Below are 19902 nucleotides of genomic sequence, written 5' to 3' on the forward strand. Positions count from 1 at the left end.
TTTCGCAATGAAAATATATCTTTTTTAAAATCAACTGCTTGGCGCGAATTGATGGGCTTTTTGCGGTGTTCTCTGAAAAATTATCTTGCGCACTAAATATTAGCGCAGTACATTTGTTTCGCACTTACTTGGCGCGCAAACTATTAGCGCAAAAACAATCGATGCGAGGCTCTCGCCATGCAAACTCTCTACACCGCTGTTGCAACCGCCACGGGTGGCCGTGATGGTCGCGCCGTCTCCAGTGACAATATCCTCGACGTCAAACTGGCCACTCCCAAGGAGCTGGGCGGTGCCGGTGGGCAGGCCACCAACCCGGAACAGCTGTTCGCCGCCGGCTATTCCGCCTGCTTCATCGGCGCACTGAAGTTCGTGGCCAGCCAGAGCAAGCGCAAGATTCCGGACGACGCGTCGATCACCGCCCACGTCGGCATCGGTCAGATCCCTGGCGGCTTTGGCCTGGATATCGATCTGCATGTAAACCTGCCCGGCCTGGCCCAGGATGAAGCGCAAAGCCTGGTGGACGCGGCGCATCAGGTCTGCCCCTACTCCAACGCCACCCGCGGCAACGTCGATGTGCGCTTGCACGTTAGCGTCTGAACGGCAAACGCCAGGCATAAAAAAGCCCGACTCGAAGTCGGGCTTTTTCATGTACAAGGTCGAGCCAGGATCAAACCTTGGCGCGGCCCTTGTAGGAACCGCCTTCGCGGGTATCGATCTCGATCATGTCGCCGATCTCGATGAAGTCCGCAACGCTCAGCTCGGTACCGTTTTTCAGTTTGGCAGGCTTCATCACCTTGCCCGAAGTGTCGCCGCGAGCGGAACCTTCGGTGTAGTCAACCTGACGCACGATGGTGGTCGGCAGGTCAACGGAAACCAGACGGTCTTCGAAGAACACGGCTTCGCAAACGTCGGTCATGCCTTCTTCGATGAACGGCAGAACCGCTTCGATGTCTTCGGCGTTCAGCTCGTACATGGTGTAGTCGGTGGTGTCCATGAACGTGTAGGTGTCACCGCTGATGAACGACAGGGTCGCTTCTTTGCGATCCAGGATCACGTCGTCCAGCTTGTCGTCCGCACCGTAAACGGTTTCGGTCTTGTAACCGGTCAGCAGGTTCTTCAGCTTGGTCTTCATGATCGCGCTGTTACGACCGGACTTGGTGAATTCAGCTTTCTGAACCAGCCAAGGATCGTTGTCGATACGGATCACGGTACCGGGTTTGAGTTCTTTACCAGTTTTCATTGCGAATATCCGAATTTGGATGGGATTTACAAAAATCTAGGCCGCGTATCATATCCAATTTAGGTAAAACTGCACCAGCGCCGCAGCAAGATCGGCCTGCAAGCCTTGTTCCAGACACCATTGCTCGGCATGTGCGGCGACTTCCGGCCAGTGTTGCAGCAGGTTTTTCCAGGGTTCGGCCATCGCGGCCTCGGTATTCCAGGCCTGCCACAGGGCCAGTACCGCCGCCTTGGCGCCCGGGGAAAGTGCCCGGGTGTACAGGGCAAGAAAGGCCTCGAGCTTGTCCAGGTGAATATCTTCGTCCTGGCGATAGATATGCCAGAGCATCGGCCGCCCGGCCCATTGTGCGCGCACGAAGGAATCCTCCCCGCGCACCGCGTTGAAGGCGCAGCACCACAGCAAACGGTCGTAATCTTCCTGGCGCACAAAGGGCAAGACCTGGACCGTCAGCGACTGACGTACCTGCAGACTGCCGACCGTCAGAGGTTCCACTCCCAGCCAGCGCTGCACGTCGCCCAGAATACGTCCTTCAGGCACCAGCAAATGAGTCGGTCGCGCATCGGCGGCCAACGCTTCCAGCCAACTGCCAAGGCCGGCGTTTTCGTAGGCAAACAGCGACATCAAGCGGCTATCGGCGGCGGGAGTCACTCCCAGGCCCTGCAGAAACTCCTGCTGGGCCTGGCGATCGGCCTGAAAATGCCGGCGGCGCTCAAGCAACCCGGCTTCGCGCAGCAAACCGCCCGTACCAGGCTGGAATCCGGGGAAGAAAAAGTACTTCTGTACGCCACGAAACTTCACTGACGGCAGGCCGTGGCAGCCACTGACCCAGTTTTCTGCACTCAGGTAATCCAGGTTCAGCCACAGCGGCGCCCGCTCGCGGTCGGCCATGGCCTCCATATAGGCGTGGGGCAACTGGCAGGCGAACGCGGCAATCACCACATCCGCGGCCGCCTCAGCGTGCCACTGGGCCGACCAGTGCCGCACCTCGACCCCATCCTGTTCCTGGCGCTGCCGCTGGGTGTCAATTTCCGGGCAAATCCTTTCAAAGGCCCGCAGATCATCGACCCACAAGCGCACCGCGCATTGATGCTCGGCCACCAACTGCCGGGCCAGACGCCAGGTCACGCCGATGTCGCCGTAGTTGTCGACGACGCTGCAAAAAATGTCCCAGGAGGCTTTCATTCCAGTCCCCGATTGGCAAAGGCGCCGATTGTCCGCATAAATGCTCCTGCGCAGAAGAGCCAACCTCGATTAATCTTCGTGCGACAATCAGCCCTCGCCCACTACCGCCCGCCAGGAGGCAACCATGTCTTATCGCCCGCCCGCTCGTCGCCCCTTGCGCATCAGCTTCAATGCCCTGGCGCTCAGCGGCAGCATTGCCCTGGGCTTGTGGCTGGGTTTTCTGGCGATTGCCCTGACTTGCTGGCTGGGTTCGCACTTTCTCTTCAGCCAGCAACTGGCCCCTGTGGCGCAAGCCGTACAGCAATTGGCGAAGCCGCCGGTAGTGGCGCCGGAGCCACCCAATCGGATGTTCGAGCAATATCAGGAAAACCTGCGCAAGAACGAAGAACTGCAATCCCTGGATAACGCTCGCAGCAACCCGCGCAACCTGTCCAACCCCAAATGCCAGTTCTGGTTGCAGCAGGACCAGACCGCGCCCAGTGACAAGAGCCGGGCCAATGTCCTGCAATTCTGTAATTGATCATGAATAAACAGTCTGTCTGCCAACTGATTCTGCAACAGCTCCGGGACGACCTGGAGGTTGCGGTACGGGCCGCACAAACCGCCTACGAAACCGCCACCCATGAAGAGAACATCGCCGAGAACAAGTACGACACGCTGGGACTTGAGGCGTCCTACCTGGCAGCCGGGCAGGCTCGCCGGGTCGAGGAGATCCGCCAGGCATTGAGCCTCTGGCAAAACCTCGGCCTGCGTCCCTACGACGCGCAGTCAGGGATCCAGGTCGGCACGCTGTTGGGACTTGAGGATGAAAATGGCCGCGAACAATGGCTGTTTCTCGGTCCGGATGGAGCGGGCTTGAAAGTCCAGGTGGTCGGACAGCTGGTAACCGTCATCACCCCGCGCTCCCCGCTGGGCAAAAGCCTGTTGGGCAAGTTCGAGGAGGATGAGGTGGAAATCGTGGTGGCGGGGACTCGGCAACACTTCACTGTCACCGAGGTCCGCTAGGATCAGTGAACCGGCAGTTCGACGCCGTCGAACAGTTCTTCCAGTTCCTGCTTGTTGTGGCAGGCAATCGCCTTGGCCATGACTTCGCGAGTCAGGTGCGGAGCGAACTTCTCGATGAAGTCGCACATGAAACCGCGCAGGAAGGTGCCGCGACGGAAACCGATCTTGGTGATGCTCGACTCGAACAGCTCACTGGCATCCAGGACCACCAGGTCGCTGTCGAGCTTGGTGTCGACGGCCATCTTGGCCACGATGCCCACGCCCAGCCCAAGGCGCACATAGGTCTTGATCACGTCGGCGTCGGCGGCGGTGAACACCACCTTTGGCGTCAGGCCGCGATGACTGAAGGCTTCGTCGAGCTTGGAGCGGCCGGTGAAACCGAACACGTAAGTGACGATCGGGTACTCGGCCAGGGTTTCCAGAGTCAGTTTCGGCAACTTGGTCAGCGGGTGGCCCTGCGGCACCACCACGCAACGGTTCCAGCGGTAGCACGGCATCATCACCAGATCGCCAAACAACTCCAGGGCCTCGGTAGCGATGGCGAAATCCACGGTGCCGTCGGCGGCCATTTCGGCGATCTGCATCGGTGAGCCCTGGTGCATGTGCAGGGCCACATCCGGGTATTGCTTGATGAAGCTGCTGATCACTGGAGGCAAGGCGTAACGCGCTTGGGTGTGAGTAGTGGCAATCGACAGGGTGCCTTTCTTCTCGTTGGAGAACTCCTGGGCGATCTGCTTGATGCTTTCGACCTTGCGCAAGATCTCGCCAGCGGTAGTGATGATCCGCTCGCCGGCCGGGGTCACCCGCGTCAGATGCTTGCCACTGCGGGCGAAGACCTCGACCCCGAGCTCGTCCTCGAGCAGACGGATCTGCTTGCTGATACCCGGTTGCGAGGTGTAAAGGCTTTGCGCGGTGGCTGAAACGTTGAGGTCGTGGTGCGCCACTTCCCAGATGTAGCGCAATTGTTGAAGCTTCATATGAATCCCTCAAAGCAGGTAGACGCCACGGGTATCAGCGACGGTATATAACTATATTAATGGTCAGGAGAATAAATCTAGAACTTTTATTCAGATTTTTCCATTCCGCCCTCAGGCATCCCCCTGCCGTCGACGCTGGACCAGCGGCACCAGGTAAACCGGCACTTTGGACAACTGCAAAACCCGTGATGCGGTGCGCCCCAGAGGAGTTTGCGCACCGACCCCGTGGCTGTGACTTCCTACGATCAGCAAATCCACCGAGAGTTTCCCCGCCTGCTCCAGAATCACTTGGGACGGATCCCCCTGAAGCACCCGCACCGACTGGATCAAGCTCAGGTCGTGCATGCCTTCACCCAGCTCCTCGCGAAAACTGTCCAGTACCCGCTGTTCGATATTGGCCATCACGGTGCTCAGGCCCTGGCGATGAAACTCGTTCAGCGACTGCTCGTCCAGATAGCTCTGCAACACCGATTCGGCGAACAATCCCATGGGCTCCACAGCGTGCACTACATGTAAGTCGGCATTGAACGTTCGAGCCAGCTCCAGGGCATGCTGCATGACAAAGGGAGCGTACAGACCGAGGTCCGTGGCATACAGCATCGAACGAATCATATGACCTCCTCAACTGCCAAGATGGCGGAGATGGATTCAGCTTAGCAGTGCCAGGAACTGTGGGAGGCTGGAGGCAAAACCACCAGGTTTCGGGCTCAAGTCCTGGCTTCGTTGCTGATGCCATGAGGCACATGACCGGTAGCGACCACCTCGCGAGCGGACTCGCAATGACCGGCCTGGTCGTCGAAAAAAACATCGGCGGCGAAGGCTTCGAGAAAGGCCGCTTTCTCCAGGCCGCCGAGGAACAGGGACTCGTCGAGACGGATGTTCCACTCGCGCAAGGTGCGAATGACCCGCTCATGGGCCGGTGCCGAGCGGGCGGTGACCAGGGCCGTGCGGACCGGGCAGGCATCGTCGGCAAACTCGCCCTGAAGCAGATTCAGCGCCGCCAGAAACCCCTTGAAAGGTCCTCCGGGCAGAGGCTCCCGCGCCGACTGCCGCTCACTGGCCTGAAACGCTTCCAGACCTGCGGCCTGGTAGACCCGTTCCGAGTCGTCGGAAAACAGCACCGCATCGCCATCGAAGGCGATGCGCAGTTCGCCATTGGCAGCGCGTCGGGCCCCACCGGAAAGGATCGTTGCAGCGGCGAATCCGGCCTCCAGTGCGCTGCGGACATCGTCAGCATGAGTGGAGAGAAACAGATCGCTGCCGAAGGCTGCCAGGTAGGGATAGGGACTGCGCCCCCCCACAAATGCCGCACGGGAGATACCCAGGCCGTAATGTTCAATCGAGTTGAACACCCGCAGGCCGGTGTCGGCACTGTTGCGCGACACCAGCACCACCTCGACCCGCGCCCGGCCCAGGCTGGCATTCAGGCTCAGGAGTTTCTTCACCAATGGAAAGGCATCGCCTGGCTCAAGAATCTCGTCCTCGTGCTCGATCTGATATTGCCGATAGGCTTCGACGCCCTGGGCCAGATAGACCTTATGGCTTTCACTCAGGTCGAACAAAGCGCGCGAAGAGATTGCCACCACCAGTTTGCCATCCAGTCCCTTTGCCATACCGCGCCCCCTTCAGGTCATAAGCTCAAACATGGTGCCGGTCGATAAAACACAGGCTCTGGTACAACGCCCGGATTTTCGGCAACTCGCAACCCGCGGCCCGTGCCGCTGCCAAAGGTGCAGCATAAATAGCCGCCAACTCCAGAGGGCGCTGATGCAGGAAATCGTGGTACATGCTCGGCCAATAATCGGGCATGTACTCAGTGGACCTGAACAGTTGCTGTGCATAAGCCTCAGGGATCACATGACCGCAAGCCGCAGCCCCCTGCAAGACTTCCTGCATCAGGTCCTGAATCAGCTCGCGACTGGCCGGGTCGGCCATGAGCGGCGTGGTGCTGGCCTTGAGTAGCACCGACAGGCCGTTGTACGGCACATTCCACACCAGCTTCTGCCAGCGCGCCTGATGCAGATTGTTCATGGCCTGGGAGTCGAGCCCGGCAGCACGAAACAACGCCGCCCCCTCCTCGACCAGCGCCTGGCTCAGGGCCGGATCGGCACTGGCCGGACCACTGTGGTAACCCAGGTTCACCGCCCCCAGAGCCTGGTGTTCGATCTGGCCGGGGCCCGCGCGATGCACGCAGATAAAGCACAAGCCGCCTAATAGATGCAGCGTGTCGGGAAGCTCGGCACGCAAGGCGTCCTCCACGTCCAGCCCGTTTTGCAGCAACAGCACCTTGGCCCCAGGCGCCGCCGCCTGGATGATCGCCGGCGCCAACTGGACATTGTTGGTGGTCTTGGCGCCCACCAGCAGCCAGTCACAAGGTGGCATCTCTTCGGCACTGGCGTATGCCTGCACCGGCTTCAGGCTCAACACCCCATGCTGGGCGCTATTGACCCGCAGTCCCTGCTCCACCACCGCGGAGAACTCGCTGCGCAGCAGAAAATGCACGTCGAAACCGGCCCGCGCCAGCATCACCCCGTAAAAACCTCCGATCGCTCCGGTTCCGATAATGCCTATACGCGGCTTACGGTCTGCACCCATCAAGGCAACTCCTCTGGCATTCGATTGAGCGCCTGACGCAGGCCCGCAATGAGCGCATTGGGCGTCAGCCGCGATTCTAAGGATCCATAAAACTCACCGTCGCGCACCACGAACAGCGCCGGCAGGTGAAACACCTGATAGCGCTCCACTGCCCCACCGTTGTCGCCCGCATCGACCCAGCACAGGCGCGCGACCGGCAGTCCCATCCCGGGCAGCTGTGATCGTGCCCAGCGACAACCGGAGCAACCGGGGGAGGTGAAAACCACCAGGGAAACGCCATCCAGGCTCAGTAATTGCTGGTCGATGTCGAAGTCGGTCAGTTCCAATTCGATCACTATACTGGGGGAAATAATGTCAAATGGACGACACTCGGAGTCTGCGGTCATGGGACGTTTTCTGCCTCATCCTGATGATGTTCCGGTTGAACTGACCCTGCGCAAGTACGCCTGCATTTCGCGCCAGCGGTTGCACACTATCAGCCTCGGTGGCATGGCGTGCAATTACCACCGCGCCTGGCGCCACGGCACCGCGCTGGAAGTGCACATGCCCTCGCTGGGGGAAAACGCACGCTACAACGGTTATGTTGCCTGGTGCCTGAAACGCAAGCGCGGCTATCTGGTGGGTATCGCCTTCGTCGATGAACAAACCCTGTTCAGCGCTCGCATGGGCGAGCAGGTGTGCCAGATCGCCCGCTACTGCCGCCTGCATGAACCGCTAAGCGAACAGCAATGCATCGAAGCCCTGGCTCTGGATTGGGTCGAACGGCATGCAGAAGACTATTCGCAAGACCGTGTACACCAGGCTTTTGTGCAGCCTTAGCCCAATAAAACCGCCCCTTGCCCATTGTAGAGTCACCGGCTAACGCGCTAAGGTTCCGCTCCCCGACGCGCTCAAATCCGCTGTGCTCCGCCGCGCGGGGATCGCTGGCGGCCGGCACCCGTGACCTGACGAGTAACACGATGGCTGATTTACCGATCAACGACCTAAACGTCGCCTCCAACGAGACCCTGATCACCCCTGATCAACTCAAACGAGACATCCCGCTGAGCGACACCGCCTTGCGCACCGTGACCAAGGGTCGCGAAGTGATCCGCAACATCCTCGACGGCACTGACCATCGGTTGTTCATCGTCATCGGGCCCTGCTCGATCCACGACATCAAGGCAGCCCACGAGTACGCCGAGCGACTCAAGGCCCTGGCGGCGGAAGTTTCCGACACCCTGTATCTGGTGATGCGCGTTTACTTCGAGAAACCGCGGACCACTGTTGGCTGGAAAGGCCTGATCAACGACCCGTACCTGGACGACTCGTTCAAGATTCAGGACGGTCTGCATATTGGTCGCCAGTTGCTGCTGGACCTCGCGGAAATGGGTCTGCCCACTGCCACTGAAGCTCTGGACCCCATCTCCCCGCAATACCTGCAGGACCTGATCAGTTGGTCGGCCATCGGTGCCCGCACCACGGAATCCCAGACCCACCGCGAGATGGCTTCCGGCCTGTCCTCTGCCGTGGGCTTCAAGAACGGCACCGACGGCGGCCTGACGGTAGCGATCAACGCCCTGCAATCGGTTTCCAGTCCCCACCGCTTCCTGGGGATTAACCCACAGGGCGGCGTGTCGATCGTCACCACCAAAGGCAACGCCTACGGCCACGTAGTACTGCGTGGCGGCAATGGCAAGCCCAATTATGACTCCGTCAGTGTCGCGGTCTGCGAACAGGCCCTGAGCAAGGCCAAGATCAAGCCGAACATCATGATCGATTGCAGCCACGCCAACTCCAACAAGGATCCGGCACTGCAACCACTGGTCATGGAGAACGTCGCCAACCAGATCCTCGAAGGCAATCAGTCGATCATCGGCCTGATGGTGGAAAGTCATCTGAACTGGGGTTGCCAGGCAATTCCAAAAAACTTGTCGGACCTGCAGTACGGGGTGTCGATTACCGATGCCTGCATCGATTGGGAAAGCACCGAGAAAACCCTGCGCAGCATGCACGCCAAGCTCAAGGATGTACTGCCGAAACGCGATCGCAGCTGATCCCCTTCGCCAGACACAAAAACGCGGGCCAAGCCCGGCGTTTTTCATGGTCGCCCCGATCAGAGCTTCGCGGCGTGACGCTGATGGCGTTCCATATAGCGCTCTACATAGGAGCAGGAAGGAATCACTGTGTAGCCCATACGTTCGGCGTACTCCAGTGCCTGCTCGGTCAGCGCCGCGGCAATACCGCGCCCACGCAACGCATTGGGCACGAAGGTGCGGTAGATATCCAGGGTTTGCTTACCCAGGTCCATATAGGTCAGGTAGGCACGATGACCGTCCACATTGGTCTCGAACTGATGACCAGCCTGGTCATGGTGGATGGACAACGCCTCGCTCATCACTACTCCTTGCGGGTCTGGAATGCTGACCCCTACCTTACCGATGTTTTTCCGGCGAAGGAACAACTTACGCCACCTCGTGCCAGTCGGACGCCGAGTAGAAGCTACCGCTCTTGCATCGCGAGCACGTTACAAAATAGTAGGCGCCCTTGGCGCAAATGCTCAAGCCACACTCGTCACAGATCAGCGCAAATACCCCAATCGGGCCTTACAGGAACCACTGCCCGGTTCAGCGCATGGATGGGTTGAGGCTATACATCGCCGGATGCTGGAACTTAAGACGAACAGCGCTTCTTAAAGTCACCGGCGAGATGGATAAAGATAGGCCAAGGCTGCGCGGAATCTGAAGAAAAGTGTCGGTCACGCAATATAGAACGACTTTAGCCTAGACTCCGAAACAGCGATCGGAAAAGTCCGTGAGCAATGCTGGCAAACGAGCAGCACCCTCTGGCAGAGCCTTGCGATTGAATATTTTTTATACAACCGCCCAAAAAGTTGCTCGAAAAAGAATCACCACCTAGAATTTTTTTTGCTTCTTGCGCTACGTCAGTTTACTTACTACAAGTAATGGGTAGTATGTACGCCGGTTATTTCCCCACTCTGGGGGGATAGCTACTAATAGAAAGTCCTTGAAGGGGAACACGATGAACAACGTTCTGAAATTCTCTGCTCTGGCTCTGGCCGCAGTTCTGGCTACCGGTTGCAGCAGCGTATCCAAAGAAACCGAAGCTCGTCTGACTGCTACTGAAGATGCAGCCGCTCGTGCTCAGGCTCGTGCAGACGAAGCCTACCGTAAAGCTGATGAAGCTCTGGCTGCTGCTCAAAAAGCACAACAGACTGCTGACGAAGCTAACGAGCGCGCTCTGCGTATGCTGGAAAAAGCTAGCCGCAAGTAATAGTCCCTCGGGATTGTTAACAAGCCGATCCATTTTTTGGATCGGCTTTTTTATTGCCCGGAGTTTTTCACCGGCAATAAAAAACCCGCCGCTGCCAGTCGACATCGGCGGGTTTCTATTACAGCGCTTACTGCTGCAGATCGTAGGACAGGTTGGACGTCGATGCCGCAGGCGCTGCGGTCGTCGGTACCGCGATCTCCACTGGCAGCCCGTCTTCGGCGGCCACTACATCACGCACCACGTCCCAGTTCATACGCAGGTTATTGGCAAGATCTTCGCGCTTGAGCAAGGCATTGATCACCGCAGTGTGTTTATCGACCACTGAAGGATTGCCCTTGTCATCCAATGGCGTGTGCGCTTCCAGATAGACTTTTCCGCCACTGACGCCGAACTTGTACGGCTCGTTGATGATGCGCACCGAAGTTCCGACCGGAACCATGCCAGCCATCTCCAGCACGTTGTTGTTGAGCATGCGGAAACAGCCATGGCTGGTGCGCATGCCAATGCCAAACTTCTTGTTGGAACCGTGAATCAGGTAGCCGGGGGTGCCCAAGGTGAACTTGAATGGTCCCAAGGGGTTGTCCGGCCCGGCAGGTACGACGCTTGGCAACGGGTCACCGTCGGCAGCGTGTTCTGCCCGGATCGACGCCGGTGGCGTCCAGGTCGGATTCGGAGTCTTCGCGGTGATGCTGGTGTGCGCGATCGGCGACCCCCAGCCCTCACGCCCAATGCCCAAGGGGAAGGTGTAAACCACATTCCGCCCTTTGGGAAAGTAGTACAGGCGATACTCCGCCAGGTTGATCACGATGCCTTCACGAGGCCCGGGAGGCAGGACAAAGCGAGTCGGCAGGACCACCTCGGTGCCGGCTCCCGGCAACCAGGGATCGACCCCCGGGTTGGCTGCGACCATTTCCAGGTAGCCCAGGTCGTAGGCGGTACCCAGATCTGCAAAGGTGTCTTCGTACTTGGCCTTGATTACCTGCACCTGGCCGACGATATCTTCACCGGGCGGCGGTAGAGGCAATTCCAATGCTGCAACGGGACCGGCCACACACAATGCGGCAAGTGTCAGGCAGCGGGTGACGGCAGGGAGGCGCGGCAACATCCGGATAATCCTTCGCATGAACAACGAGTGATAGAAACGCGATTGTACACCCCCGCCCCGAGGCTACGGGAGCCAAGCGGGGAGACAAGCACAGACACATGAAATCCCTGTCGCAACGGTCGGCGATCGACCGCCTACAGCTCGAAGCGCAGCTCAGGCCAGATCGGTGGCGTCCCGCGCTTTTGTGACTCCAGGATCGCCCGACACAGAGGGCAGAGTCGCTGGTCCTGGAAAATCGTCCGATCCACGCTCGACCAGCGTGGCTGCGCAGGCAGCAAGGTGCCGCACAAGGTCCGGTCGGCCGAACCACCCAATTCCAACTGCCGAGTCACCAGATGCACCCGAACTTCCTGACAGGCGAACAGGTCAAGCTGCTCATCAGGCTCGATCAGTTGATAGGCAAACAGGGACCAGGCGGGACGCGGCATCGGGGGCTCCAAATCGGGGGCGCCACATTAGCCGAAACACTGCCACTAGAAAAGCGTCAAAGCAGCGGTTTTAGCGTCGGCCAGACATTTTCCAGCAACTTGCCCTGGGCCGCTGCCGCGGGGTGCAAACCGTCCGCCTGCATCAGTTCGGGATGACCGCCGACCCCTTCGAGAAAAAACGGCACCAGGGCCACCTGCTTGTCGCTGGCCAACTGGCTATAGACCTGGGCGAACGCCCGGGTGTAGCGCACACCGTAATTGGGCGGCAACTGCATGCCCAACAGCAGGACCTTGGCCCCATCGGCCTGGGCACTGTCGATCATCGACGCAAGATTTTGTTGCAATTGCTGTGGCGGCTGGCCGCGCAAGCCATCGTTGCCACCCAATTCAAGGATCACCACTTGCGGCTTATGCGCTGCAAGCAGCGCCGGCAGCCGCGCCTGCCCCCCCGCACTGGTGTCGCCGCTGACCGAGGCGTTGACGACCTTGTCGCTAAAACCCTGGTCCTTGAGCCGCTTCTCCAGCAGGGCCACCCAACCATCGCGGGTATCCAGGCCGAAAGCCGCACTGATACTATCGCCCACGATCAGGACCGTACCCGCCGCTGCGTTCTGGGCCATGCACATCAAGGCCAGGCCGGCACTCAAAAACCATACACGCATCGGATTCTCCATGGGCGCAAGCATTCTCACTGCGCGGAACCTTAGCAAAGTGGTTCCCAGCGCGGAAGGTGAACTGACCATCCTGCACGAACTCGACCTGGAGCTGAATCAGGGCGACAGCCTGGCCATCGTCGGCGCCTCCGGCTCCGGCAAATCCACCCTGCTCGGCCTGCTGGCCGGACTCGACCTGCCCAGCAGCGGTGAAGTGACCCTGGCCGGTCAGGCCCTGAGCCGCCTGGATGAGGACCAGCGGGCGCGGATCAGGGCCGAACACGTGGGATTCGTCTTCCAGTCCTTTCAACTGCTCGACAGCCTCAATGCTCTGGAAAACGTCATGCTGCCCCTGGAACTGGATGGCCGCCGTGACGCCCGAGAGCGAGCCACCGAGTTGCTGCAGCGAGTCGGCCTCGGCCAGCGCCTTAGCCACTCGCCACGCCAACTGTCCGGCGGCGAGCAGCAACGAGTAGCTATCGCCCGGGCCTTTGCCGCCGAACCCGATGTGCTGTTTGCCGATGAACCCACTGGCAATCTCGACAGTCACACCGGCGAACGCATCAGTGACCTATTGTTCGAACTCAACAAGGAAAGCGGCACCACCCTGGTGCTGGTGACCCACGATGAACGCCTGGCCCATCGCTGCCGGCGCCTGATCCGTCTTGAAGCGGGCTTGCTGGTCGCCCCTCTGGAGCCTTGATGGCACGCATGCCACTGTTGCGCCTGCTGAGCCTCGCCGTCCGCCAGTTGCTGCGCGACGCCCGCGCCGGCGAGTTGCGCGTATTGTTCTTTGCGTTGCTGGTCGCCGTGGCGGCAAGTACCGCCATCGGCTATTTCGGCGCCCGTCTCAATGGCGCCATGTTGCTGCGAGCCACCGAGTTTCTCGGCGCTGACCTGCTGTTGGAAGGCAGCTCGCCGGCACGCCCGGAACAAATCGACAGTGGGCGCGAACTTGGGCTGGAGCATGCACGCATTGTCGAATTCTCCAGCGTCATCGCCACAGACAACGGCATCCAGCTGTCGAGCATCAAGGCCGTGGACTCCGCCTACCCGCTGCGCGGCCAGCTCAAGAGCGCAGCAGCTCCCTACGCCAGCGAAGAATCGGGCGGGGGGCCGAAGGCGGGCGAGGCCTGGGTCGAGTCACGACTGCTGACCGCCCTGAACCTGAAGATCGGAGACAGCATCGATGTCGGCCTGCAGACCCTGCGCCTGGCGCGGGTCCTGACCTATGAGCCCGACCGGGCCGGCAACTTCTACAGCCTGACGCCCCGGGTGCTGATCAGCCTGGATGACCTGCAAGCCACCGGCGTCGTCCAGCCTGGCAGCCGGGTCAGCTACAAGGAACTCTGGCGCGGCCCCGCCGCAGCCCTCGAACACTACCGCCAATTGATCAAGCCGGGACTGGCAGCCAACCAGCGACTGCAGGACGCCAGGGATGGCAACCAGCAGATCGGCGGCGCCTTGGGCAAGGCCGAGCGCTACCTGAACATGGCCAGCCTGGTGGCAGTGCTGCTGTCGGGTGTCGCCGTGGCCTTGTCAGCCAATCGCTTTGCCGCCCGCCGCTTCGATGCCAGCGCCCTGTTGCGCTGCCTGGGCTTGTCACGCCGGGAAACCATGCTGCTGTTCAGCGTGCAGTTGGCAGTGCTGGGGCTGCTGGCCAGCCTCGCCGGCGCGCTGCTGGGCTGGCTGGCCCAACTTGGCCTGTTCTACCTGTTGCATGATCTTTTGCCCAACGACGTGCCACCTGGAGGACTGCTGCCAGCCATCGCCGGGATTGGCACCGGGCTGGTCGCCCTGGCGGGATTCGCCTTGCCGCCCCTGGCCGCACTGGGACGGGTCCCGCCATTGCGGGTCCTGCGGCGCGACCTGCTGCCGATTCCCTCCAGCACCTGGATGATCTATGGCGCCGCGCTATTTGCCCTGGGCCTGATCATGTGGCGCTTGAGCCTGGATCTACTGCTGACCTTCGCCCTGCTCGGGGGCGGCCTGATCGCCGCACTGTTCCTGGGCGGATTGCTGCTGTTGCTGCTGCAAAGCCTGCGTCGCCTGCTGGCCCGGTCGTCCCTGCCCTGGCGCCTGGGGCTGGGCCAATTACTGCGTCACCCCCTGGCGGCGGCCGGGCAGTCCCTGGCCTTCGGCCTGATTCTGCTGTCCATGGCCTTGATCGCCCTGCTACGGGGCGAGTTGCTGGATACCTGGCAGAACCAGTTGCCCAAAAATGCCCCGAACTACTTTGCCCTGAATATCCTGCCGGCCGAAAAGCAGGCTTTCAGCGATCGCCTGGTACAACTCTCGGCGCCCTCGGCACCGCTGTATCCGGTGGTTCCCGGACGCCTGGTGAGTATCAATGGCGAACCTGTGAGGGAGATTGTCAGCAAGGACTCCAGTGGCGACCGGGCCGTTCAGCGTGATCTGAGCCTGACCTGGGCCGCTGATCTGCCTGCCGGCAACAGCATCACCGAAGGCCAATGGTGGTCGAGCCAGACCGACGACCCGGTGCCTGGCGTGTCCGTGGAGGCCAAGGTGGCGCAAAGCCTGAAGCTGAAACTGGGTGACCGCTTGATCTTCACCGTGGCGGGAGTCAATCGGGAGGCCCAGGTCACCAGCCTGCGCAGCATCAACTGGGACAACTTCCAACCGAACTTCTTCATGATCTTCCAGCCAGGCACCCTGAAGGACCTGCCCGCCACCTACCTCACCAGCTTCTATTTGAGTCCAGGTCACGACCAGCAGATCGTCGAACTGTCCAGGGCTTTCCCGGCAGTCACCATCCTTCAAGTGGAGGCCCTGCTGGAGCAGCTGCGCAGCATCCTGGCCCAGGTCACTCTGGCGGTGGAATATGTGTTGCTGTTTGTCCTGGCGGCGGGAATGGCCGTGCTGTTTTCCGGCCTGCAAGCCACCCTGGACGAACGCATTCGCCAGGGTGCGCTGCTGCGCGCCCTCGGTGCCGAACGGCGGTTGCTGATCAAGGCCCGACGGATCGAGTTCGGCTTGCTTGGCGCGGTCAGCGGCCTGCTGGCGGCCCTGGGCAGCGAACTGATCAGCCTGGTGCTCTACCGGTTTGCCTTCGACTTGCCCTGGCACCCCCACCCCTGGCTATTGCTGCTGCCGGTGATTGGCGCGCTGCTGATAGGCGGAGCCGGAATTTTCGGCACCCGCCGGGCGTTGAACGCCAGCCCCTTGAGCGTCCTGCGCGAAGGATGAAGACTCATGGCTCGCCAGCGCCGGCTGCCGAGCCTACTTCACGTACTCGATCTGGTTGATCCACCAGCAGGTTTCACCCGCCGGGGTATGAACAATGGCTTCGTCGCCCACTTCCTTCTTCAGTAGCGCCCTGGCCATCGGCGAGTCGATGGAAATGTAGTCCTTGCGCAGATAGATCTCGTCATAACCGACGATACGAAAGCGCTTGATCTCGGCGGCCTCGTTTTCCACTTCGACCCAGGCACCGAAAAATACCCGGCCTTCCTGCTCCGGGGCGTAGGTCACCACTTTCATGTCTTCCAGACGCTTGCGGATGTAGCGCACCCGACGATCAATCTCCCGCAGCAGCTTCTTGTTGTACTGATAGTCGGCATTCTCGCTGCGATCCCCCAGGGACGCGGCCCAGGTGACCTTCTGGGTGATGTCCGGACGTTTCTCCCGCCACAGATAATCCAGCTCCTGCTTCAGTGCGTCGTAACCATCCTGCGTGATGAGCTTGGTACTCAATTGGCTTGTCACCTTCCAGCCTTGTAGCGGCTGTTCTGTTATTTGAATTAACCGTTGAACCCGGCCGATCTCGGGCGGCTGCTCTCCCCGCGCATCGTTAACGCAGCACTATCAGATTTGTCCGATTTAGATTTCAGAGAGGTCGGCCAATCATAGAGCCAAACCGCCGAGGCTTACGGCCTCAGACACATTTTAAGCAACAGAGTTTGCACTCGGCGCGCCTGACAACCTGCAACCTACCTCCGCAAAGAACCCGCCACCAACGACCAAAACCTCTAAAAAACAAAGGGAATGCACTAAATGGGCAACATCATTATCGTCGATGACCACCCACTGATCCGACTGGCCATCAGGTCGGTGCTGGAACCCCATCACCACACCATCGTCGCTGAAGCCGACAACGGTGCGGACGCCGTGCAGTTGGTGCGCAAACACATGCCGGACCTGTTGATCCTCGACCTGGGGATTCCCAACCTGGACGGGTTCTCGGTCATCGCCCATATCAAGTCCGCGGACCTGCATGTGAAAACCCTGGTCCTGACTTCAAGCGACTCGAAGAACTTCGCCTTGCGCTGCCTGCAGGCCGGAGCCGCGGGGTTTCTGTGCAAGACCGAGAATCTTCACGAACTGGCCAATGCAGTGAAGGCCATTCTGTCCGGGTACAGCTACTTCCCGGAAGACACTATCAATATCCTGCAGCAGAACACCAATGCCGCCAGCCAGGAAAGCGTACTGATCTCCCGCCTGACCGATCGCGAGATCACAGTCCTGAAACTGCTGGCCACCGGCCTCAACAATCAGCAGATTGCCGACGCCCTGCTGATCAGCCACAAGACCGTCAGTACCTACAAAGTGCGTTTGCTCAAGCGCTTCAACATTTCCAACCTGGTAGCACTGGCTGAACTGGCAAAGCGCAATGCGGTTGTTTGAATAGCCAGCCCCGATCAGTGCATGAGCAAGGAGCATCCGCCACAGCTGGAGATACGCCAGCCACTGTCTGCTCGATGCAATCACTATCTAAATACGGCGCAGTCAGCAGCAAGCTGCACAGCGCCGTCGGAGCCGCCGAACCACTAGCGGCGAATGATCAGCCCTTGGCGAGCGACGCGGGTCAATTGCTTGATGACTTCAGCGGCGTGCTCGGCACTGGGTGCCGGAATGACCGCCAGATCAAAGCTGTCACTGGCAAAACGTGCCAGGGACTCGCCTTCTTCGACAAACTGGATCAGAAATGCCGCCGGGCCCGCGGAACGCCGCGGCCAGCCATCGAGATAACGCAACAGGGTGGGTTGGTGCTTGCCGCCAAGAAGAATTTTCGGGTTGCGCTGGGAAAGACTCGCCGTGAGCGGCGCAAGACGTACAAGGGGGCGTGGTGCATTCATCGTATTGTGTCTCTGCCTCTGGTTTCTGCCGGGCAGGTGAGAGGCAACACCGAACCAGCGCTTTAGCGGTATTTCGAAGCCTGCCTGCAGCTTCTATCGATGGTCTTTCGACTCACCTGGCGCCCCGCAAGTAGCTGTTTAAATCGGCGCATGGGCAGCATCCTAGAGAAGCCGGCCGGTCAGTGTCAAGATTTCGCAGCAACGAAAAAGGCCTGCACAGGAAGGCCTTGGAATTTCTCCTAAGGGTTGATCCAGAGCGTCCGAAAGCCACCAGCGACGGACGAATCAAAGCCCACGGATTACTTGGCGATCGTTGCATCCAGCGACAGTTTGCCGGCGCCTTCAAACAGCACGGCAAGGGTACCGCCCAGCAGCGCCAGGGCGAATTCATAGCCATTGTTGGCCATGAACAAACCGTGGCTGATATGCACCGAAAAGATTGCCACCAGCAGGGTGAACGACAGGCCCAGCGCAGCAGGACGCGCCAACAGGCCAATGATCAGCGCCAGACCCGCGAAGAACTCGGTACCACCGGCCAGCAACGCCATCAGATACCCCGGCGCCAGGCCGATGCTCTCCATCCACTGAGCCGTCCCCGCCAGGCCGCCACCACCGAACCAGCCAAAGAGTTTTTGCGAACCGTGGGCAGCAAAGATGATGCCGACGAAAATCCGCAAAACGGTCAAGCCATAACCGGCGCGAGTGCTCAGTACGTTTTTGATCAGTGTGCTCATGCTGTGTAGTCCTGTGTAAGACGGGGAAGTTGGTCGCCATATTAATCAGTTTTTATCATGTTAAAAGCGGAATAATTCCGAGATAACAATCAGTATTTTCGATTATTTGCGAGACGCAACTTTTCGCTCCCGAGGCTCCAGCGAGTCCCGTTCACGATCGAAGGCCAGATAGTATTTGTTGACGCTATTAACATAGCTGACCGCGCCCATACCCACCTGCTCCATGGCGATTCGCTCCACCTGGAAAAACCACTGATTGGGATTGAGCCCTCGCCGCCGGGCTTCGCTGCGCATGCCCTGCACCCGTTCCGGCCCCATGTTGTAGGCGGCCAGGACAAAAGCCATGCGCTCGCGTTCGTTGAGCTTGGGACTGGCAAAAAACTTGCGACGAATCATCGCCAGGTACTTGGCTCCCGCCTGCACATTGCTATCGAGGGACTGGATATTGTTGACCCCGACCCGTTGCGCCGCCGAAGGCGTGATCTGCATCAGTCCGGTGGGGCCGCTACCGCTCCTGGCGCTGGGTTGCAGAGCCGACTCCTTGAACGCCAGGGCCGCCAGATTCAGCCAGTCCATGCCCTGTTCCCCGGCATGCTTCTGCAGCACCGGACGCAGTTTCTCCAGGCGCTGTCGGTCGGCTTGGGCCAGGGGGTAATGCACCTGATACTGACGCCGATAGATGCGCAGGAACGCCACATCCTGATCCGCCGGGGTCTTATAGCTCTTGAGAAAACGGTCGATGCTGGCCCGCAGCATCGACGCATCGCGCCGCACAAACCAGTGCTCCTCGCCCGGCTCGCTGATCTTCAACTGTCGATCGAAACGCAGCTTGGGCAGGATCTTGCTCCAGCGCTCGGCAATCGGCTGCTCGACGATGGTCAGGTGAAAGATTCCCCCCTGGACCATTTCCAGCACGTCCTCCACCGCCAGACTCGGATCCACCCACTCGACCTTGATCGGCGCCAGCTTGCGCAACGCCAGTCGCTGATTGATCTGACTCACCGCCTCGCCGGCGGCACTGCCGGTGGTCAGGGTCAGCGTCTTGCCGGACAGCTGTTCGATCCGCGTGTAACGACGCTCGCCCTTGATACCCACCAACAGCAACGGAACATTGCTGACGATGGGATCGCTGGAACTGACCGCATGGCCCGGCAGAGCCTCCAGTAATTCCCCAGGCGCCACCAGATCGCCCTCTCCCCGCTGCAACGCGCCCAGCAACTGATCCTTGGCTTTGGGAATGATCTTGAGGCTGATTTCCTGTCCGTCACGGGCATGACCATTGAGGTATTGCTCGAACGCGCGCAAGCGATGATATTCGACGCCGATGGCCTGTCCCTGGACCTCACCGGAGCTGTTGCGGCTCTGATTGACCAGCACCCGCAGCACGCGACTGCTGCGGATCTCCGCCAGGTCGCGGACCTTGCCGGACGCCAGGGCTTCCGGCGGTCCGGCCAGACGGGCCAGCGCCGGCAAGGGCAGCAGCAGCGACAGGCACAGCGCGAGCAAGATCGAGGGTCGGGTCATCCGTTCTCCGCAGGAAATACTGTTCAACCCTTCGTCGTTTTTTGAAGGCTTGATCGACAGAAACAGAGCGCCTTGAGCGCTGGCAAGGTG

General features: G+C 60.1%; 24 protein-coding genes. 9 read left to right on the forward strand and 15 right to left on the reverse strand.

The annotated features are described in order from the left end of the window. The first annotated feature begins 177 nt into the window (after nucleotides 1–177). Entirely contained in the window at nucleotides 178–597 is a 420-nt protein-coding gene (locus PST29_RS21120) for an organic hydroperoxide resistance protein (protein WP_060844283.1), read from the forward strand. 70 nt (nucleotides 598–667) lie between these two features. Here PST29_RS21120 and PST29_RS21125 read toward each other — a convergent pair whose 3' ends face one another. Both PST29_RS21125 and earP read right to left on the reverse strand, forming a co-directional pair. Next, nucleotides 668–1240 (reverse strand): elongation factor P, encoded by a 573-nt coding sequence (locus PST29_RS21125; protein ID WP_007931398.1) that lies wholly within the window; start codon nucleotides 1238–1240, stop codon nucleotides 668–670. Between the two features lie 48 nt (nucleotides 1241–1288). Then, on the reverse strand, nucleotides 1289–2422 hold the full coding sequence (earP, locus tag PST29_RS21130; protein ID WP_060844284.1) for an elongation factor P maturation arginine rhamnosyltransferase EarP: 1134 nt from the start codon (nucleotides 2420–2422) through the stop codon (nucleotides 1289–1291). A gap of 124 nt (nucleotides 2423–2546) precedes the next feature. On the opposite strand from earP, the gene PST29_RS21135 reads away from it, so the two are divergent. Together PST29_RS21135 and PST29_RS21140 are read left to right on the forward strand one after the other, a co-directional pair. After that, on the forward strand, nucleotides 2547–2942 hold the full coding sequence (locus tag PST29_RS21135; RefSeq protein ID WP_060844285.1) for a hypothetical protein: 396 nt from the start codon (nucleotides 2547–2549) through the stop codon (nucleotides 2940–2942). Between the two features lie 2 nt (nucleotides 2943–2944). Beyond that, entirely contained in the window at nucleotides 2945–3427 is a 483-nt protein-coding gene (locus PST29_RS21140) for a GreA/GreB family elongation factor (protein WP_060840420.1), read from the forward strand. Nucleotides 3428–3429: 2 nt separating this feature from the next. On the opposite strand, the gene cysB is transcribed toward PST29_RS21140, so the two are convergent. The 5 genes from cysB to PST29_RS21165 all read right to left on the reverse strand — a co-directional run bounded on the left by cysB (nucleotide 3430) and on the right by PST29_RS21165 (nucleotide 7385). Next, on the reverse strand, nucleotides 3430–4404 hold the full coding sequence (cysB, locus tag PST29_RS21145; protein WP_011062541.1) for an HTH-type transcriptional regulator CysB: 975 nt from the start codon (nucleotides 4402–4404) through the stop codon (nucleotides 3430–3432). Between the two features lie 111 nt (nucleotides 4405–4515). Next, nucleotides 4516–5016, reverse strand: a complete 501-nt coding sequence (locus PST29_RS21150; protein WP_060840421.1) for a universal stress protein — start codon at nucleotides 5014–5016, stop codon at nucleotides 4516–4518. A 95-nt stretch (nucleotides 5017–5111) separates the two neighbouring features. After that, a complete protein-coding gene (locus PST29_RS21155; RefSeq protein ID WP_060840422.1) occupies nucleotides 5112–6017 on the reverse strand; it encodes a 5'-nucleotidase in 906 nt (301 codons plus the stop codon). Nucleotides 6018–6042: 25 nt separating this feature from the next. Beyond that, entirely contained in the window at nucleotides 6043–6999 is a 957-nt protein-coding gene (locus PST29_RS21160) for a putative 2-dehydropantoate 2-reductase (RefSeq protein WP_060844286.1), read from the reverse strand. Further along, complete coding sequence (locus tag PST29_RS21165; RefSeq protein ID WP_060844287.1) at nucleotides 6999–7385, reverse strand: thioredoxin family protein; 387 nt, start codon at nucleotides 7383–7385, stop codon at nucleotides 6999–7001. Before PST29_RS21165 ends, PST29_RS21160 begins: the two co-directional genes overlap by 1 nt. On the opposite strand from PST29_RS21165, the gene PST29_RS21170 reads away from it, so the two are divergent. Continuing rightward, nucleotides 7384–7818, forward strand: a complete 435-nt coding sequence (locus PST29_RS21170; RefSeq protein WP_060840425.1) for a PilZ domain-containing protein — start codon at nucleotides 7384–7386, stop codon at nucleotides 7816–7818. The two genes, PST29_RS21165 and PST29_RS21170, sit on opposite strands and share 2 nt — an antisense overlap. A gap of 140 nt (nucleotides 7819–7958) precedes the next feature. After that, nucleotides 7959–9035 (forward strand): 3-deoxy-7-phosphoheptulonate synthase, encoded by a 1077-nt coding sequence (locus PST29_RS21175; protein ID WP_060844288.1) that lies wholly within the window; start codon nucleotides 7959–7961, stop codon nucleotides 9033–9035. A gap of 59 nt (nucleotides 9036–9094) precedes the next feature. On the opposite strand, the gene PST29_RS21180 is transcribed toward PST29_RS21175, so the two are convergent. Then, on the reverse strand, nucleotides 9095–9376 hold the full coding sequence (locus PST29_RS21180; protein ID WP_011062548.1) for a GNAT family N-acetyltransferase: 282 nt from the start codon (nucleotides 9374–9376) through the stop codon (nucleotides 9095–9097). A gap of 644 nt (nucleotides 9377–10020) precedes the next feature. Here PST29_RS21180 and oprI point away from each other — a divergent pair. Then, nucleotides 10021–10272 (forward strand): outer membrane lipoprotei OprI, encoded by a 252-nt coding sequence (gene oprI / locus PST29_RS31190; protein WP_003448337.1) that lies wholly within the window; start codon nucleotides 10021–10023, stop codon nucleotides 10270–10272. A gap of 127 nt (nucleotides 10273–10399) precedes the next feature. Here oprI and PST29_RS21190 read toward each other — a convergent pair whose 3' ends face one another. The 3 genes from PST29_RS21190 to PST29_RS21200 all read right to left on the reverse strand — a co-directional run bounded on the left by PST29_RS21190 (nucleotide 10400) and on the right by PST29_RS21200 (nucleotide 12467). Continuing rightward, entirely contained in the window at nucleotides 10400–11377 is a 978-nt protein-coding gene (locus PST29_RS21190; RefSeq protein WP_060840426.1) for a L,D-transpeptidase family protein, read from the reverse strand. A gap of 134 nt (nucleotides 11378–11511) precedes the next feature. After that, complete coding sequence (locus PST29_RS21195) at nucleotides 11512–11805, reverse strand: hypothetical protein (protein WP_007931378.1); 294 nt, start codon at nucleotides 11803–11805, stop codon at nucleotides 11512–11514. Between the two features lie 56 nt (nucleotides 11806–11861). After that, nucleotides 11862–12467: an arylesterase gene (locus tag PST29_RS21200; protein ID WP_060840427.1), complete on the reverse strand. Its 606-nt coding sequence runs from the start codon at nucleotides 12465–12467 to the stop codon at nucleotides 11862–11864. Between the two features lie 10 nt (nucleotides 12468–12477). Between PST29_RS21200 and PST29_RS21205 the strand changes: the two genes are divergently transcribed. After that, nucleotides 12478–13161 carry an ABC transporter ATP-binding protein gene (locus PST29_RS21205; RefSeq protein WP_016967432.1) on the forward strand — a complete coding sequence of 228 codons (684 nt, stop codon included), beginning with the start codon at nucleotides 12478–12480 and terminating at the stop codon, nucleotides 13159–13161. Then, nucleotides 13161–15665: an ABC transporter permease gene (locus PST29_RS21210; RefSeq protein WP_060840428.1), complete on the forward strand. Its 2505-nt coding sequence runs from the start codon at nucleotides 13161–13163 to the stop codon at nucleotides 15663–15665. Before PST29_RS21205 ends, PST29_RS21210 begins: the two co-directional genes overlap by 1 nt. Nucleotides 15666–15698: 33 nt before the next feature. Here PST29_RS21210 and greB read toward each other — a convergent pair whose 3' ends face one another. Then, on the reverse strand, nucleotides 15699–16172 hold the full coding sequence (greB, locus tag PST29_RS21215; RefSeq protein WP_060840429.1) for a transcription elongation factor GreB: 474 nt from the start codon (nucleotides 16170–16172) through the stop codon (nucleotides 15699–15701). A 300-nt stretch (nucleotides 16173–16472) separates the two neighbouring features. Between greB and PST29_RS21220 the strand changes: the two genes are divergently transcribed. Next, nucleotides 16473–17102, forward strand: coding sequence for a response regulator transcription factor (locus tag PST29_RS21220; RefSeq protein WP_016967435.1), 630 nt, complete (start codon nucleotides 16473–16475; stop codon nucleotides 17100–17102). A 143-nt stretch (nucleotides 17103–17245) separates the two neighbouring features. Here PST29_RS21220 and PST29_RS21225 read toward each other — a convergent pair whose 3' ends face one another. The 3 genes from PST29_RS21225 to PST29_RS21235 form a co-directional block, all read right to left on the reverse strand. Beyond that, nucleotides 17246–17554, reverse strand: coding sequence for a hypothetical protein (locus PST29_RS21225; RefSeq protein ID WP_060840430.1), 309 nt, complete (start codon nucleotides 17552–17554; stop codon nucleotides 17246–17248). Between the two features lie 299 nt (nucleotides 17555–17853). Beyond that, complete coding sequence (locus tag PST29_RS21230; RefSeq protein ID WP_060840431.1) at nucleotides 17854–18288, reverse strand: DoxX family protein; 435 nt, start codon at nucleotides 18286–18288, stop codon at nucleotides 17854–17856. Between the two features lie 102 nt (nucleotides 18289–18390). After that, the gene (locus PST29_RS21235; RefSeq protein WP_060844289.1) at nucleotides 18391–19812 is read right to left on the reverse strand and encodes a transglycosylase SLT domain-containing protein; all 1422 of its coding nucleotides are present in this window, start codon (nucleotides 19810–19812) and stop codon (nucleotides 18391–18393) included. Between the last annotated feature and the right edge of the window lie 90 nt (nucleotides 19813–19902).

The organism is Pseudomonas sp. St29 (genome assembly GCF_001547915.1).
Classification (GTDB): domain Bacteria; phylum Pseudomonadota; class Gammaproteobacteria; order Pseudomonadales; family Pseudomonadaceae; genus Aquipseudomonas.

Bases quoted from the DNA above. Each gene is read 5' to 3' on its own strand.
- PST29_RS21120 (WP_060844283.1), top strand. From the start codon at position 178: ATGCAAACTCTCTACACCGCTGTTGCAACCGCCACGGGTGGCCGTGAT.
- PST29_RS21125 (WP_007931398.1), bottom strand. From the start codon at position 1,240: ATGAAAACTGGTAAAGAACTCAAACCCGGTACCGTGATCCGTATCGAC.
- earP (WP_060844284.1), bottom strand. From the start codon at position 2,422: ATGAAAGCCTCCTGGGACATTTTTTGCAGCGTCGTCGACAACTACGGC.
- PST29_RS21135 (WP_060844285.1), top strand. From the start codon at position 2,547: ATGTCTTATCGCCCGCCCGCTCGTCGCCCCTTGCGCATCAGCTTCAAT.
- PST29_RS21140 (WP_060840420.1), top strand. From the start codon at position 2,945: ATGAATAAACAGTCTGTCTGCCAACTGATTCTGCAACAGCTCCGGGAC.
- cysB (WP_011062541.1), bottom strand. From the start codon at position 4,404: ATGAAGCTTCAACAATTGCGCTACATCTGGGAAGTGGCGCACCACGAC.
- PST29_RS21150 (WP_060840421.1), bottom strand. From the start codon at position 5,016: ATGATTCGTTCGATGCTGTATGCCACGGACCTCGGTCTGTACGCTCCC.
- PST29_RS21155 (WP_060840422.1), bottom strand. From the start codon at position 6,017: ATGGCAAAGGGACTGGATGGCAAACTGGTGGTGGCAATCTCTTCGCGC.
- PST29_RS21160 (WP_060844286.1), bottom strand. From the start codon at position 6,999: ATGGGTGCAGACCGTAAGCCGCGTATAGGCATTATCGGAACCGGAGCG.
- PST29_RS21170 (WP_060840425.1), top strand. From the start codon at position 7,384: ATGGGACGTTTTCTGCCTCATCCTGATGATGTTCCGGTTGAACTGACC.
- PST29_RS21165 (WP_060844287.1), bottom strand. From the start codon at position 7,385: ATGACCGCAGACTCCGAGTGTCGTCCATTTGACATTATTTCCCCCAGT.
- PST29_RS21175 (WP_060844288.1), top strand. From the start codon at position 7,959: ATGGCTGATTTACCGATCAACGACCTAAACGTCGCCTCCAACGAGACC.
- PST29_RS21180 (WP_011062548.1), bottom strand. From the start codon at position 9,376: ATGAGCGAGGCGTTGTCCATCCACCATGACCAGGCTGGTCATCAGTTC.
- oprI (WP_003448337.1), top strand. From the start codon at position 10,021: ATGAACAACGTTCTGAAATTCTCTGCTCTGGCTCTGGCCGCAGTTCTG.
- PST29_RS21190 (WP_060840426.1), bottom strand. From the start codon at position 11,377: ATGTTGCCGCGCCTCCCTGCCGTCACCCGCTGCCTGACACTTGCCGCA.
- PST29_RS21195 (WP_007931378.1), bottom strand. From the start codon at position 11,805: ATGCCGCGTCCCGCCTGGTCCCTGTTTGCCTATCAACTGATCGAGCCT.
- PST29_RS21200 (WP_060840427.1), bottom strand. From the start codon at position 12,467: ATGCGTGTATGGTTTTTGAGTGCCGGCCTGGCCTTGATGTGCATGGCC.
- PST29_RS21205 (WP_016967432.1), top strand. From the start codon at position 12,478: ATGGGCGCAAGCATTCTCACTGCGCGGAACCTTAGCAAAGTGGTTCCC.
- PST29_RS21210 (WP_060840428.1), top strand. From the start codon at position 13,161: ATGGCACGCATGCCACTGTTGCGCCTGCTGAGCCTCGCCGTCCGCCAG.
- PST29_RS21220 (WP_016967435.1), top strand. From the start codon at position 16,473: ATGGGCAACATCATTATCGTCGATGACCACCCACTGATCCGACTGGCC.
- PST29_RS21225 (WP_060840430.1), bottom strand. From the start codon at position 17,554: ATGAATGCACCACGCCCCCTTGTACGTCTTGCGCCGCTCACGGCGAGT.
- PST29_RS21230 (WP_060840431.1), bottom strand. From the start codon at position 18,288: ATGAGCACACTGATCAAAAACGTACTGAGCACTCGCGCCGGTTATGGC.
- PST29_RS21235 (WP_060844289.1), bottom strand. From the start codon at position 19,812: ATGACCCGACCCTCGATCTTGCTCGCGCTGTGCCTGTCGCTGCTGCTG.